General features: G+C 70.7%; 13 protein-coding genes. 6 read left to right on the forward strand and 7 right to left on the reverse strand.

The features are described from left to right. Positions 1-21: 21 nt before the first annotated feature. The 4 genes from DEJ33_RS14090 to DEJ33_RS14105 form a co-directional block, all read right to left on the reverse strand. Positions 22-1,137, reverse strand: coding sequence for an epoxide hydrolase family protein (locus DEJ33_RS14090; protein ID WP_111195323.1), 1,116 nt, complete (start codon positions 1,135-1,137; stop codon positions 22-24). Positions 1,138-1,232: 95 nt separating this feature from the next. Next, on the reverse strand, positions 1,233-1,727 hold the full coding sequence (locus DEJ33_RS14095; protein ID WP_110905096.1) for an HNH endonuclease: 495 nt from the start codon (positions 1,725-1,727) through the stop codon (positions 1,233-1,235). A 422-nt stretch (positions 1,728-2,149) separates the two neighbouring features. Beyond that, entirely contained in the window at positions 2,150-3,157 is a 1,008-nt protein-coding gene (locus DEJ33_RS17715) for a C40 family peptidase (RefSeq protein ID WP_111195324.1), read from the reverse strand. Between the two features lie 328 nt (positions 3,158-3,485). Further along, positions 3,486-4,181: a metal-dependent transcriptional regulator gene (locus DEJ33_RS14105; protein ID WP_110905098.1), complete on the reverse strand. Its 696-nt coding sequence runs from the start codon at positions 4,179-4,181 to the stop codon at positions 3,486-3,488. A gap of 196 nt (positions 4,182-4,377) precedes the next feature. Here DEJ33_RS14105 and serC point away from each other — a divergent pair, with 196 nt between their 5' ends. Next, positions 4,378-5,496: a phosphoserine transaminase gene (serC, locus tag DEJ33_RS14110; protein WP_111078062.1), complete on the forward strand. Its 1,119-nt coding sequence runs from the start codon at positions 4,378-4,380 to the stop codon at positions 5,494-5,496. An 82-nt stretch (positions 5,497-5,578) separates the two neighbouring features. Here the strand turns inward: serC and DEJ33_RS14115 are convergent, their stop codons facing one another. Further along, positions 5,579-6,172, reverse strand: a complete 594-nt coding sequence (locus DEJ33_RS14115; RefSeq protein ID WP_111195325.1) for a DUF3027 domain-containing protein — start codon at positions 6,170-6,172, stop codon at positions 5,579-5,581. 2 nt (positions 6,173-6,174) lie between these two features. After that, a complete protein-coding gene (locus tag DEJ33_RS14120; RefSeq protein WP_110905101.1) occupies positions 6,175-6,552 on the reverse strand; it encodes a cold-shock protein in 378 nt (125 codons plus the stop codon). 53 nt (positions 6,553-6,605) lie between these two features. Between DEJ33_RS14120 and DEJ33_RS14125 the strand changes: the two genes are divergently transcribed. The 5 genes from DEJ33_RS14125 (at position 6,606) to DEJ33_RS14145 (ending at position 12,998) form a co-directional block, all read left to right on the forward strand. Then, a complete protein-coding gene (locus DEJ33_RS14125; protein WP_111078066.1) occupies positions 6,606-6,908 on the forward strand; it encodes a multidrug ABC transporter ATPase in 303 nt (100 codons plus the stop codon). 28 nt (positions 6,909-6,936) lie between these two features. After that, positions 6,937-8,712 carry a helicase-associated domain-containing protein gene (locus tag DEJ33_RS14130; protein WP_111195326.1) on the forward strand — a complete coding sequence of 592 codons (1,776 nt, stop codon included), beginning with the start codon at positions 6,937-6,939 and terminating at the stop codon, positions 8,710-8,712. Positions 8,713-8,770: 58 nt separating this feature from the next. After that, positions 8,771-10,468, forward strand: a complete 1,698-nt coding sequence (locus DEJ33_RS14135) for a DNA repair helicase XPB (RefSeq protein WP_111195327.1) — start codon at positions 8,771-8,773, stop codon at positions 10,466-10,468. 65 nt (positions 10,469-10,533) lie between these two features. Then, on the forward strand, positions 10,534-11,229 hold the full coding sequence (locus DEJ33_RS14140) for a response regulator transcription factor (RefSeq protein WP_110905105.1): 696 nt from the start codon (positions 10,534-10,536) through the stop codon (positions 11,227-11,229). A 77-nt stretch (positions 11,230-11,306) separates the two neighbouring features. Beyond that, complete coding sequence (locus tag DEJ33_RS14145; RefSeq protein ID WP_258378175.1) at positions 11,307-12,998, forward strand: cell wall metabolism sensor histidine kinase WalK; 1,692 nt, start codon at positions 11,307-11,309, stop codon at positions 12,996-12,998. 252 nt (positions 12,999-13,250) lie between these two features. Here the strand turns inward: DEJ33_RS14145 and DEJ33_RS14150 are convergent, their stop codons facing one another. Then, on the reverse strand, positions 13,251-13,997 hold the full coding sequence (locus DEJ33_RS14150) for a hypothetical protein (RefSeq protein ID WP_111195329.1): 747 nt from the start codon (positions 13,995-13,997) through the stop codon (positions 13,251-13,253). Positions 13,998-14,566 lie beyond the last annotated feature (569 nt).

Here is a 14,566-nt window from a genome sequence, read left to right on the forward strand (position 1 = left end):
GTGCGCCGCGCACCCTGCCGGTCAGCCCGGGGTGGCGCCCCGGAAGGCCTCGAGGAACCGGAGCAGCTCCGACACGAACAGACCCGGCTGCTCGACCGGGGCGAAGTGCCCGCCGCGTGGCGCTTCCGAGTACCAGACGAGGTTCGTCGTCCGCTCCAGCCACTCCCGCGGGGGTCGCACCAGGTCGACCGGGAACAGCGTGAAGCCCGACGGCACCTCCACCCGCCGGGCCTGCTCGCTCGGCGGCACCGCGGCGTTCGCGTGGTACATCCGCATCGAGGAGCCGATCGTGCCGGTGACCCAGTACTCGGTGAGGAGCCCGAGCACGTCGTCACGGGAGTACACCGACCACAGGTCGCCATCGCAGTCGCTCCACGAGCGCAGCTTCTCGACGATCCACGCGGCGAGTCCGGCCGGCGAGTCGGTCAGTCCCACAGCGGCGGTCTGCGGCTTCGTCCGGTGCATCGCCCCGTAGGCGCCCTCGGCGTCCCGCCACTCGCCGGCAGTGCTCAGGAACGTCCGCTCGGCGGCGGAGAGCTCCGCCGGGTCGCCCTCGAACACCGGCATGCCGGCGTCGACCCGGTGCACCGCGATGACACGGTCGGCGTGGTCGATCGCGAGCCACCGAGCGACACCGCTGCCGATGTCACCGCCGGCGACGGCGAAGCGGTCGTACCCGAGCTGCGTCATGAGCTCGGCCCACAGCCCGGCGACGTCCCGCGAGCTCAGGGGCTGCGGGGGCATCGCCGAGAACCCGTACCCGGGCATGTCCGGCACGACGACGTGGAGTCCCGCGTCGACCAGGGCAGGCAGCACGCGCCGGTACCGCCACCCGGAGTCCGGCCAGCCGTGTGCCAGCAGGATCGGCAGGGCGTCGTCACGGTCCGCCCGCTGGTGCAGCAGGTGCACGTCGATGCCCCCGACGGTCGCCCGCCGGCTCGGCAGCGCCTCGATCGCCGCGCGGTGCGCGGCGAAGTCGAAGTCCTCGGCCCACGAGGTGACGAGGGCTCGCAGCTCGTCGACGTCGACGCCGAGGGACCAGCCGGTACCGGCGGGCGCGTCCGGCCACCGGGTCGCCCGGAGGCGGGCTCGGAGGTCGTCGATGGTGGCGTCGTCGAACCGCGCGCTCTCGCTCATGCCGGCACGCTACCGGGGACGGCTGACGCGTCGGACGGGAGGCCCGTGGTGCGGTGACCACGGCCCTCCCGTCCGACCGTCGGCGACGCGGCCGCCTACGCGGCCACCAGGTACTCGTCCCAGTCCGGCTGCGGACGCTCGATGCCGCGCACCACCCACGCCGACCCGTGCGGCGCCTTCGGCGGGAAGCGCAGCGTCCACCCCATCTCCCGCGGGGTGCGGTCCCCCTTGACGTTGTTGCACGCCAGGCAGCAGGCGACCAGGTTCTCCCACGAGTCCCGGCCACCGCGCGACTTGGGCTGCACGTGGTCGATCGTGGTGGCGTTCCGGCCGCAGTAGGCGCACCGGTTGGCGTCGCGACGGAGGACCCCGCGTCGGGACACCGGGATGAGCCGGGACTGCGGGATCCGCACGTACCGGGTGAGGATGATCACGGACGGACGGTCGAAGCTGACGGCTGAGCCCGTGACGGGGTGCAGGGTGTCGGCGGCCACGACGGAGGCCTTCTGGTTCATGACGAGGACCAGGGCTCGACGGAACGAGATCACCGCGAGGGGCTCGTAACCGGCGTTGAGGACGAGAGTGCGCATGGGTTCCCTTCCGACGTGCCTGGACGGCTTCCAGGCGGTACGGGTACCGGTTCATGCGGCGTCGAACAGGTGATCACGGCCACCGACTCCCGTGGTCGGGCGTCGGCCGGACCGCTCTGCCCGGAGGCAGAGAGGTCCGCAAAACACGAAGAGCACCACCCGTCAGGGCAGTGCTCTGGTCAGTCGCGCGCTTGCCGGGGCATGCGGGCTGTGGTCGTCCGTATGTCGACGTGCGCGCGCCGACCCATGGTGCGGGTCGTGCGTGACGTCGGCATGTGGTCTCCCGTTCGGGTCGAGTCGAACCGATGCGTGCAGGCTAACCCAGAAACCGGCCCCGCACGAGAGGTGCGGGGCCGGTTCTGATGGTGTTCACACGGTTGACGCCGGAGCGTCAGGCCGCACACCGGAGCGGTGTCGGATCGTCAGATGCCGAAGCGGACGATGTGGTAGTCGCTCGTCCAGATCGGGCGGATCGACACGGCTCCACCGGGCTTGGGGGCGTCCATGATCATGCCGTTGCCCATGTAGAAACCGTCGTGCGCTTCGTTGTTGAAGATGACGACGTCGCCGGGCTGCGCCTCGGACTCGGGGATCGTCGTGCCGGCCTGGTCCTGCAGCGGGACCGAGTGCGCCAGGTTGATGCCGTACTGGGCGTACACGTACATGACGTACCCGGAGCAGTCGAAGCCGGCCGGGGTGGCACCGCCGAAGACGTAGGGCGTCCCGATGTACTGCTTGGCCGTGGCGACGACCGCCGGCAGTGAGAACGGGGTACCGGCGGCGACCGGGGTGGCAGCCGTCGCCGCAGCCGAGGTCGCCGTGGGGGCGGCGTTCGCGGTGCCGGTCTTCGCGGTGGCGAGGTAGTCCTCCGCGGTCTTGCCGTCGTAGGCGTACTGGGCGGCGGCCGCGGCGCGAGCGGCCTCGACCTCCTTCGCGTGCTCGGCGGCCTTCTCTGCGGTGAGCGTCGCGGTCGAGGTGGCACCGAAACCGTCGCGCGAGGTGTCGGCCGCGCCGGCGGCTGCCGACACGTCGAACTCCTGCGACTGGGCCGCGACAAGCGACTGCCGAGCGGTCTCGGCGGTCGTGCTCGGCTGTGTGCTCGCGAACGCGGCGGGGACGGCCATGGTGCCGAACATGCCGGCGGCGACGGCCAGGACCACGGGGGCCATGAACCGGCGCTTGCGCGAGGCGGCGGTCGGCTTCGCAGCCGTCGTCGTGGCGGTGCGGGCGACACCGAGGGCGCTGCCGGCACGGACGGGGGTGGCCTGCGTGCGGGCCGGGGCGGACGCCGAGCGGGTGAGGGGGCGGCGGGTCGCGCGCTCCGCTGCTTCGCGTGCTGCCCTGCGGGTCAGGGGAGCCGGGGTGGCGTCACCGGTGTTCGTCGGGTTCGCGGTCGTCGAGTCGTCCGCGGCGGTTCCGGTGTGGGTCAAGGGGGAGTCTCCGGCGCCTCGTCATCACCCGCCAGGCGCGAACCCGGCGTGTGCAACCCCATCCGTTCGTCATCGTTTCCGACTCAGGCAGGAGACGGGTTTCGAGACGTCCTGCCACGGGCCCCCGCGATCGCTGCTCCCGGGGACTCGTCGAGTGTACGGGTGCGTCGTCACCATGTCGAGATGAAACCGTGATCCGGTAACGATTCGGTGAAGAACCCCTGATCAGAGCCGACCAACGCGCCCTGCCGTGTTCGCCGGCGAGCCTGTGGGTCCGCAAAGGGTCTTGTACCCCCGGCGCGTACCCCTTAGGGTTCGCGTTGGCCGGTCAGTCGACGCTGATGTAGACGTGCTGCGCGACCTCGGTCGGCAACTCGATGCCCGAGTCCTCGCCCTCGACGCGGACTGACACGTACGCCCCGGCACGCTGCACACTCGCCGTCCGCCCCGGCATCACACCGGCCGACCGCAGCTGGTGCAGCAGCTCCGGCTCGAACTGCACCGGCTCGCCCAGGCGACGGATGACCCCGGTCGCCACGGCGTCGGTGTCGTCGGTCGCGGCGACGATGTTGCGCACGCCGTCGAGGAAGCCGGCAGCCGTCGGACCGCCGATCTCGGCCAGTCCCGGGATCGGGTTGCCGTAGGGCGACTCGGTCGGGTTGCCGAGCATCTCGAGCAGACGCACTTCCACCTGCTCGCTCATCACGTGCTCCCACCGGCAGGCCTCGTCGTGGACGAACGCCCAGTCCAGACCGATCACGTCGGCCAGCAGACGCTCGGCCAGCCGGTGCTTGCGCATCACGTGGGTGGCACGGGAACGACCGGTGTCGGTGAGTTCGAGGTGCCGGTCCCCCGAGACGACGACGAGACCGTCGCGCTCCATCCGGGCGATCGTCTGCGACACCGTCGGACCGGAGTGCCCGAGGCGCTCCGAGATCCGGGCGCGCAGCGGCACGATCCCCTCTTCTTCGAGGTCGAGGATGGTGCGGAGGTACATCTCCGTGGTGTCGACGAGATCGGTCACGGTCCGCCTCTCATGGTCCTGGCCCAGCCCGACCAACCCTACTTGCTGGGACCGGCCAGACGGCACCGACACCGTGCGCTGTGCGCGGACGCCGGCCGCCAGGCCCGCCCCGACCCCGACACGCAGCCGCCGCTGGCGCCGTCCCGTCCGGTCGGTCCACGCCAGGCGGCACCCCCGCCGTCGCTAGGATCGGTCCATGGCAGACATCGTCATCCCAGCCGACCTCCTCCCCACCGACGGCCGCTTCGGATGTGGTCCGTCGAAGATCCGCGGAGCACAGCTCGAGACCCTCGTCACCCGCGGCGCCACGGTCCTCGGGACCTCGCACCGCCAGAAGCCCGTCAAGGACCTGGTCGGATCCGTCCGACAGGGTCTCGCCGACCTGTTCCAGGTGCCGGACGGCTACGAGGTCGTGCTCGGCAACGGTGGGTCGACCGCGTTCTGGGACGCCGCCGCCTTCGGCCTCATCGAGCGCCGGGCCGAGAACCTGTCCTTCGGTGAGTTCGGGTCGAAGTTCGCCAAGGCCGCTGCGGCCCCCTGGCTCGAGGCCCCGCACGTCGTCGAGGCACCGGGTGGCTCCCGCGCCGAGCTCGAGATCGTCGAGGGCGTGGACGTCTACGCCTACCCGCACAACGAGACCTCGACGGGCGTCATGGCCCCGGTCATCCGCGCCGCCGGGGACCCGGGCGCACTGACCGTCGTCGACGCCACGAGCGCTGCCGGTGGCGCCGCGTTCGACGTGGACCAGACCGACGTCTACTACTTCGCCCCACAGAAGAACTTCGCCTCGGACGGCGGACTCTGGCTCGCACTGTTCTCCCCCGCAGCGATCGAGCGGGTCGAGCGGATCGCCGCCTCGGGCCGGTACATCCCGGAGTTCCTGTCGCTCCAGAACGCCGTGGACAACAGCCGGTTGGACCAGACGCTGAACACCCCGGCGATCACCACCCTGCTGCTCCTCGACGACCAGGTGCGGTGGATGAACCAGTCCGGCGGTCTCGCGTGGGCCGACCTCCGCACGAAGACCTCGTCCGCGACGCTCTACGACTGGGCCGAGGCGTCCGAGTACGCGACGCCGTTCGTCTCCGACCCGGCGCACCGCTCACAGGTCGTCGTGACGATCGACCTCGACGACTCGATCGACGCCAAGGCCGTGGCCGCGACGCTCCGCCAGAACGGCATCGTCGACACCGAGCCGTACCGGAAGCTCGGCCGCAACCAGCTCCGCGTCGCGACGTTCACCGCCATCGACCCGGACGACGTGCGGCAGCTGACGCGGGCGATCGACCACGTGGTGGCGGCCCTCGCGGCCTAGCCCCTCCGCAAAACGCAACGTGGGCGGCATCTCGCAGCGGTACTCCGTTGCGCGATGCCGCCCACGTTGCGTGGCGCGGAGGTCAGGACCGGTGGAAGCCGGGGTCGACCTCGCCGACGTCGAGTTGCTCGAGGTCCAGGTCGTCGTCGGGGTCGACCGGGCGGACGCGTCGGGTGCGGCGGCGGCCGCGGGCGGGCGGCGGCGGGACGTCGTCTTCGTCGTCGTCCTCGTCCTCGTCCTCGTCCTCGTCCTCGTCCTCGTCCTCGTCGTCGTCGTCGTCGTCATTGTCGTCGTCGTCGGACTCGTCCTCGTCCGACTCGTCGTCGAAGTCGTCGTCCTCGTCCGACTCGTCTTCGTCTTCGTCCTCGTCCGACTCCTCGTCGTCCTGCGCCGCGCGGTAGTCCGCCAGCCGCTCGGACCACGGCACCCACTCCGGCGCGAGGAGCGACCCGTCGCCGGGCATCAGCTCGACCTCGAGGACGGTGGGCTCGTCACCGTCGACCTGGGCGATGCTGACGGTCCAGCGCCACCCCGGGTAGCCGGGCATGCGGTTCGCGAAGAGGACGGAGACGACGCCGTCCCCCTCGTCGACGGTGCCGACGGCGCTGCCGACGGTTGCTTCGGGGGTGATCTCGAGCAGTGCGCCGCGGGCGAGCTCGGTGAGGTCGGTGGTCATGTTCACGCGTCCAACTGGTCGGCGACGTGTCGCAGGATGGTGGCGATGCGCTCACCGTTCTTCGGGTAGCGGCCGCGCTTCAGGTCGCCGCTGATCCGGTCGAGTTCCTTCACGAGGTCCTCGACGATCACGGCCATGTCGTCCGCGGAGCGCCGGGTCATCTTGGCGAGGGACTGCGGGGCTTCGAGGATCCGGACGGTCAGCGCCTGGGTCCCCTTCTTGCCCTGCACGACCCCGTACTCGAGCTTGGTGCCGGCCTTCACCGTGGTCACACCGTCGGGCAGGGAGGAGGCGTGCAGGAAGACCTGGTCGCCGTCGTCTCCGGAGATGAAGCCGAAGCCCTTCTGGTCGTCGTAGAACTTGACCTTGCCGGTGGGCATGCTGGGACTCCTCGTTACATGGACGGCCGCGGTGCGTCGGATATCCTGGGCCGATGGCCAAGCCGACCCGATCCACCGGGGACCCCCGCACTGCTGCGGAACCCCCGGCGACGTTCAATCGTACCGAACGCACGCTCGCGTTCATGGTCGGTGGGATCGTCTGCCTCATCCTGGCGTGCTTCATCGTCATGATCGTCGGGTGGTTGACGATGCAGCAGATCCCCGGCGACGGCATCTGGCCGGTCGCGCTCGGGGTCGTCTACTTCGGTCCGCCGATCGCGTTCGTGCTCATGCTCACGCTCCTGGTGATCACCTGGACGCGCAAGGCCCGGCAGCACCGCGCAGAGGCGCGCTGACGTCCGCCCCGGACGCCGGCGAAGGACGATGACGACCACGACGGACCTCGCTGCACGACTGCGCGAGCTCCCGGACGACGCGCTCGAACGACTCGTTCTGGCACGCGCCCTCCCGACCGCCGCACTCGGCGAGTCCGGTCCGCAGCACATCGCGGACTTCTTCGACCTGGCCGAAGCACTCCGGACCGACGACGCGGTGGACGCCGCGATCGAGCGGCTCCCTCGCCGGGCCCTCGTCGCCCTCCGCGACGGCGGCTCGCCGGACGACCTCGCACCGGCGGTCGCACTCGGCCTGGCCGACGGGACGGGCGCGGTGGACGACGCGGTCGCCGCCCGACTCGCCGCACGCCCGGAACTCGTCACGGACGCTCCGGGAGGTCCGGCCCCCGCCCGCCCCGACACCTCGGACCGCCAGTCGGTCGCCGACGACGACCGGTCCCGCGCTGTCGGTGCCGAGCACGCCTTCGAGACCCTCACGGTGCTGGCCGAGCTCCTCCGCGCCGCCGATGCCGGTTCCGTGCGGGAACTCGCGAAGGGCGGCATCGGTGCCCCACTCGCCCGACAGCTCGGCGAGCGGACCGGAGCGGACGCCGCCGTGGTGTCGGACCGACTCGCACTGCTCGACCGCGTCGGTGCCGCGCATCCCGAGGACGGGTCGTGGAAGGTCTCGGACGCCGGACACGCCTGGCTCCGGTCCTCGTGGCCGGACCGCTGGGCGATGGTCGTGCACGACTGGCGTGCTGCGCTCGACCCCGCGGTCGCCGAGGTCCTGGACCTGGCCGACGACGACCTCGGTGACCTGGTGTCGCTGGGGCGATGGGCCTACCCCGCCGGTTCACGCTGGCTCGACGCCGCACTGCTCGACGCGGCCGGCACGGCACGGATCCTCGGGCTCGCGGTCGACGGCCGCCTGACCTCCACCGGCCGGGTACTGCTCGGAGACGACCCGGAGGCAGCACGCACCGCCGCCGCGGCCGACCTGCCCGGCACCGTCGACGGGGTGTACCTGCAGCCGGACCTCACGGTCATCGCACCCGGACCCCTCACCCCGGCCGACGACGACGACCTCCGGGCCGTCGCCGATCTCGAGGCCCCGGGCCTGGCGGCGCGGTACCGCGTCTCCGAGGACTCGATCCGCCGGGCACTCCGCGACGGCCGCACCCGTGACGACGTGGTGGCGCTGTTCACCCGCATCGGTGCGACCGAGGTCCCCCAGCCCCTCACCTACCTGATCGACCAGGTCGCGACCCGTGACGGCAGCGTCGTGGTGGACCGCGGCGAAGGCGACCTCGGGTCCGTGCTGCACGGCACACCGGAGCAGCTCGACCTCATCGGGGTGGACGCCGAGCTCCGCCAGCTGGCGTGGGAGCGACCCGACCTGACCACCCTCGTCACGAAGTACCCGCCGCACGTCGTGGCCAGCGCGCTCGGGGACCAGCGGTACCCGGCCGTGCTCGCAGCGGGGGCGCGCCCGGAGACGCGATCCGGGCCTCCCGTCCGGCGACGCGCACCGAGCCGGTCTCCGGAGCAGGCGGCACGTGCGCTCGTGGAGCGCCTGCGACTGACGACGGAACGCGGCGACGCCGAACCGGAGCAGGAGTGGATGGCACGGCAGATCGACATGGCGGTGCGCGGTCGGACGCCGATCCGCATCACCGTGCGGATGCCGGACGGATCGGAGCGGCCGTTCTCGATCGTGCCGACCTCGGTCGCGGCCGGTCGGGTCCGCGGCAAGGACACCGCGGTCGATGTCGAACGGACCCTGCCGCTGTCGCTCGTCGTCGGCATCGAGAGCGACGCCTGACGGTCGTGCTGTGGACAACCGGGTCACGCACCAGCTGCGCCGCCTAGGCTGATCCGTCATGAACGGACCGCTGATCGTGCAGAGTGACCGCACCGTGCTGCTCGAGGTCGCGCACCCTCAGGCAGAGGACGCCCGACACGCGCTGGCGGTGTTCGCCGAGCTCGAACGGGCGCCGGAACACGTGCACACCTACCGCATCACGCGGCTCGGGTTGTGGAACGCGCGCGCTGCCGGGCACGACGCGGCGTCGATGATCGACACGCTCGAACGATTCGCGAAGTTCCCGGTGCCGCAGAGCGTGACGGTCGACATCGAGGACACCGTCTCGCGCTACGGGCGGCTCGTCATCCGGCGGGAAGAGCGCGAGGACGCCCCCGTGATCGCGAACTCCCCGACCGAGGAGCTCGAGCAGCAGCCCGCGCTCGTGCTCACCGCATCCGACCCGGCGGTCCTCGCCGAGGTCGTGCGGTCGAAGCGGATCCAGCCCCTCCTCGGCGAACGACGCTCCGAGAACGCCGTCGAGCTGCAGGCGTGGGCCCGCGGCCAGGTGAAGCAGGAGCTCGTGAAGATCGGGTGGCCGGCCGAGGACCTCGCCGGGTACACGCCCGGGCAGCCGCACCAGATCGACCTGGACACCACCGAGTGGGACCTGCGGCCGTACCAGCACGAGGCGGTCGACAGCTTCTTCCAGCAGGGCTCCGGCGTCGTCGTGCTGCCGTGTGGTGCCGGCAAGACGCTGGTCGGTGCCGGCGCGATGGCGACCGTCAAGGCGACCACGCTCATCCTCGTCACGAACACCGTGTCGGCACGGCAGTGGCGGACCGAGCTCCTCCGCCGCACGACCCTGACCGAGGACGAGATCGGCGAGTACTCCGGCAGCGTCAAGGAGATCCGGCCGGTCACGATCGCGACCTACCAGATCCTCACGGCCCGCCGGAAGGGCGTCTACACCCACCTCTCGCTCCTCGACGCGCTCGACTGGGGTCTCGTGGTCTACGACGAGGTCCACCTGCTGCCCGCGCCGGTCTTCAAGCTGACCGCGGACCTCCAGGCCCGACGTCGTCTCGGACTGACGGCGACGCTCGTGCGCGAGGACGGACGCGAAGGCGACGTGTTCTCGCTGATCGGGCCGAAGCGCTACGACGCCCCGTGGAAGGAGATCGAGGCGCAGGGCTACATCTCCCCCGCGGAGTGCTACGAGGTCCGGATCGACCTGTCGCACGAGGACCGTCTGGAGTACGCGGCATCGAGCGACGACGAACGGTACCGGCTGGCGGCCACCTCGCCGGCGAAGACCCCCGTCGTCCGCGACCTCATCGAGAAGCACCGCGGCGAGCAGATCCTGGTGATCGGGCAGTACATCGACCAGCTCGATGAGCTCGCGGCGTCGCTCGACGCTGCCGAGATCACCGGCGCGACGCCGGTCGACGAGCGTGAACGGCTCTACCAGGCGTTCCGCGAAGGCAGCATCGACGTGCTCGTCGTCTCGAAGGTCGCGAACTTCTCGGTCGACCTGCCCGACGCAACGGTGGCGATCCAGGTGTCGGGCTCGTTCGGGTCCCGCCAGGAGGAAGCCCAGCGACTCGGGCGGCTGCTGCGGCCGAACAAGGACGGCGTCCCGGCGTCGTTCTACACGCTCGTCACCCGCGACACCGTTGACCAGGACTTCGCGCAGAACCGACAGCGGTTCCTCGCCGAGCAGGGGTACTCGTACACGATCCTCGACGCTGACCAGCTGGCGACGCCCGTCGCCTGACGACGCCTAGCCGACACACGAACGGCTCCCAGGAGTCGGCCAGGGAACAGCCAGATGATGGTCACATGACCGACGGACCCAAGATCCTCATCGTCGACGACGAGCCGAACATCCGCGATCTCCTCACGACCTCGCTTCGCTTCGCCGGTTTCGCGGTGCGGGCGGTCGGGAACGGGGCACAGGCGATCTCCGCCGTGCTCGAAGAGGAGCCGGACCTCATCATCCTCGACGTCATGCTCCCCGACATGAACGGCTTCGGCGTCACCAAGCGCCTCCGTTCCTCGGGCTACACCTCGCCGATCCTCTTCCTCACGGCGAAGGACGACACCGAGGACAAGATCACCGGCCTCACGGTCGGCGGCGACGACTACGTGACGAAGCCGTTCTCGCTCGACGAGATCGTCGCCCGCATCAAGGCGATCCTGCGTCGCACGATGAACGACGAGGAAGACGCGATCATCCGCGCCGGCGAGCTCACGATGGACCAGGACACGCACGAGGTCACCATCGGCGAGGCGCAGATCGAACTCTCCCCCACCGAGTTCAAGCTGCTGCGCTACCTCATGCTCAACCCGAACCGTGTGCTGTCGAAGGCGCAGATCCTCGACCACGTGTGGGAGTACGACTTCAACGGCGACGCCGGCATCGTGGAGTCCTACATCTCCTACCTCCGTCGGAAGCTCGACCAGTACTCGGCCGAGCCGATCATCCAGACCAAGCGTGGCTTCGGCTACATGCTCAAGGCGTCCAAGGCCTCCTGAGTCACAGCTGACTGTCGGCGGTCGTCGGGTCCTCCCCGGCGGCCGCCGCTTAGTGTTGGGGAAGCATGCACGCGCGAATGACTCACTGGTGGGACGCGATCTCCCTCCGCACCAAGATCACCGGGATCACCGTCCTCCTGGTCGCGCTCGGCCTGCTCGTCGCCGGGCTCGGCACGATGACGGTGCTCAGCACGTACCTGATGCGGCAACTCGACACCCAGGTGACGACCACGAGCTCGCAGCTCGAAGGCCAGAACGTCAGCGACGGCGAGCAGTACTGCAAGCTGTCGATGGTGCTCGAGAAGAGCTCCTACGTCGCCGCGTACGACGGCGGCGGCGAACAGATCTGCGACACGCAGTCGCCGTCGCAGCCGGACGTCTCACACGTCCGCTTCTCGTCGGCGGCCTCCACCGCGGCCCCCTTCAGCCTGTACGACAAGCAGCACAACCACGAGTGGCGTGCCCAGGTCATCCCCGCGAACCTGCAGAACCTCTCCACCGGGGCCACCGAGACCGGGTACGTCCTCGTCGCGGTCTCCAGCGCCGGTACCGACCAGACCATCGGGCAGTTCACCGTCATCTTCCTGCTGTTCGGCATCTCGGTGATCCTGCTCGGGGCGATGCTCACGCGCCTCCTCGTCACCGCCACGTTCGACCCACTGCGCAACGTCGAGGACACCGCCGCTCGCTTCGCAGCCGGTGACTTCAACCAGCGCCTCGACGCGGACACCCCGAACACCGAGGTCGGCCGGCTCAACCGGTCCTTGAACGCGATGCTCGAGCGGATCGACGACGCCTTCGAGGACCGTGAGCGCACGATCGACCAGATGCGCCGGTTCGTCGGCGACGCCTCGCACGAACTCCGGACGCCGCTGGTGTCCCTCCGCGGGTACGCCGAGCTCTACCGTATGGGGGCGCTGCGCAAGGAAGAGGACGTCGCGCAGGCGATGGACCGCATCGAGAAAGAGGCCAAGCGCATGGGCCTCCTGGTGCAGGACCTGCTGCAGCTGGCCCGCATCGACGAGTCAAAGCCGCTCGAACTCGGACCGGTCGACCTCGTCACCATCGCCCGTGACTCCGCGCTCGACACGATGGCCTCCAACCCGGACCGCGAGATCCAGGTCCTGGTCGAGGACGCCCTGACCGGGGAGAACGTGCCGCAGGCCGTGCGGCCGACGAGTTCCTTCGGTGCCGCGGCCGACGGTTCCGGCAGCCCGGCCGCCCCCGCGTCCCCGTCGCTCAACACGACCGGGCCGATCGCGTTCTCGCGGCAGACGATCGCGCGTCTCCGCGCTCGTCGCACCCGGGCGATGAGCCTCGACACGAAGAACCCGACCGACGAGACGACGCCCCTGCCGACGATCGTGCTCCCCAAGCGGCCGCCGATCGTCCTGGCGGAGGAGAACAAGGTCCGGCAGATCGTGACGAACCTGATGGGCAACGCCATGCGGTTCACCGAGCACGACGACCCGATCGAGATCGGAATCGGCGTGGACGACGAGCGCGAGATGGCGCACATCGACGTGATCGACCACGGCGAGGGCATCCCTCCGCAGCTGCGGGAGAAGATCTTCCAGCGCTTCTGGCGAGCCGACACCAGCCGCGCACGGGACACCGGCGGATCGGGCCTCGGGCTCGCGATCGTGTCGGGCATCGTGCACGCGCACCACGGGTCCGTCGAGGTGTTCGACACCCCGGGCGGCGGCGCCACCTTCCGCGTGTGGCTCCCGCTGCTGCCGCGCGAGGGCGCTCCCGCCACGCTCTCCTGACCTGAGGCGGCGCGCGGTCCGAGGTCGCACGAACTGCCGCCCTCGCTCGTCCCGGGCAGCACTTCGTGCGACCCCGACGTCGGTCTGACGGCATGTCGAGCGACCTCGCGGGGAGCGTGACTGCTCCCCGGCCGGGAGGCTCTCCCTGCGCCCGCCGTCCAGGTCGCCGGAACTGCCGCCGGCGCCCGTCTCGGTCAGCACTTCATGCGACCTCGGCGAGCCGGACCTCCCCCGCGTCGCAGGGAAGTCGACTCACTGAGCCGACGCAGAGCTGCGCGCGGGACTGCTTCGCCGGATCGCGAACGCCTGGCGGAGTCGCTCGAAGACCAGCGCCGGACGAGACGCGTCGAGGGCAGTGGCATGCACGACGAGCCATCCGTTGACGACGAAACCGTTGTCTCGCCGTTGATTGTGCTGGAACACTTCGCGGTCACGATGGTGGTCACCGTCGTACTCGAAGGCGATCCGGTACTCGGGCCAAGCCATGTCCACACGACCGAGGAACGTCCCGGAAGGGTCCTCGACGTCGATGTTGAGCACCGGCTCCGGGAATCCGGCGTCGACCAAGGCGAGCCGGAACCACGTCTCCATCGCTGACTCCGACCCGACGCGGACGAGTTCGATGGCGGCTCGGGCCACGCGGACGTGACGGTGCCCCGGACGGATCGATGCGGCAAGCTCGTCGATGGTGGTCAGAGCGCTCCTCCCGACGAGGTGGTCACCGACCGCGACGAGGTCACGGAGCCCGAGCACGGAAGCGCACTCCCACCAGGCCTGTTCCGGGGTGCTGCACCGGACTCCTCGGACCGTGGTCATCGGGGCGTCCGCTCGGGCCCGGTGGCCGGTCACGCCCGGGCGGCGCATCAGCGGACCGCGGCCAGCCGTGGAGACGTGGTTCCGATCCTGTTCCCGCCGGGGCAGCGGTGCCCCCCAGAGGCGCGCCGCCGTGGTGTGACTGAAGAACTGGTCGGCTCCCAGGACGAGTGAGAGCGCGTCCACCAGCGTCCCCTCGCACCCGCGCCCGACGCGGACCCCGTGGACGGGTCGTTGCAGATCGCGGCGGCGAAGTCGTCCTGGGTCGAGGCCCGACGACAGCGCGTCGCGAACCCGGAAGGGCTGCGCGTCGAACGGGCTCGGAAGGGGTCGTGGCTGCACCATCTCGACAGTCTCGGGAACGCGGCGGCGGACCGAGCCGACGACTCCCGTTCCCTGTGGAGAACGACGTGACGCGAGCCTCCAGTGCAGGAGCCTGCAAGTCGCGCACTCGCGAGCCGCGCGATCGAGCGTTCCCGAGGTCGCGAGACGCGCCGCAGCCCGAGCACCCAGGTCGCGATATGTGCCGCACGCCGCTCGGCCTGCCGGCAGTTCGAGCGACCTCGACGATCGGACGCCGGCCCGCCGGCCTCCCCCCGGCCGGCGGCGCAGCCTTCCAGTCGCACAACACGCCACGGACTACTCGCCGAGGTCGCACGATGCGCCGCCTCGGCACCCGGCGGGCGGCAGTTCGTGCGACCTCGGCCGCCTCCCGCGGCCCCGCCCATGCCCGCGCCGCCCGCCGGGTGCCGAGG

This window comes from Curtobacterium sp. MCPF17_047, from assembly GCF_003234045.1.
GTDB lineage: Bacteria > Actinomycetota > Actinomycetes > Actinomycetales > Microbacteriaceae > Curtobacterium.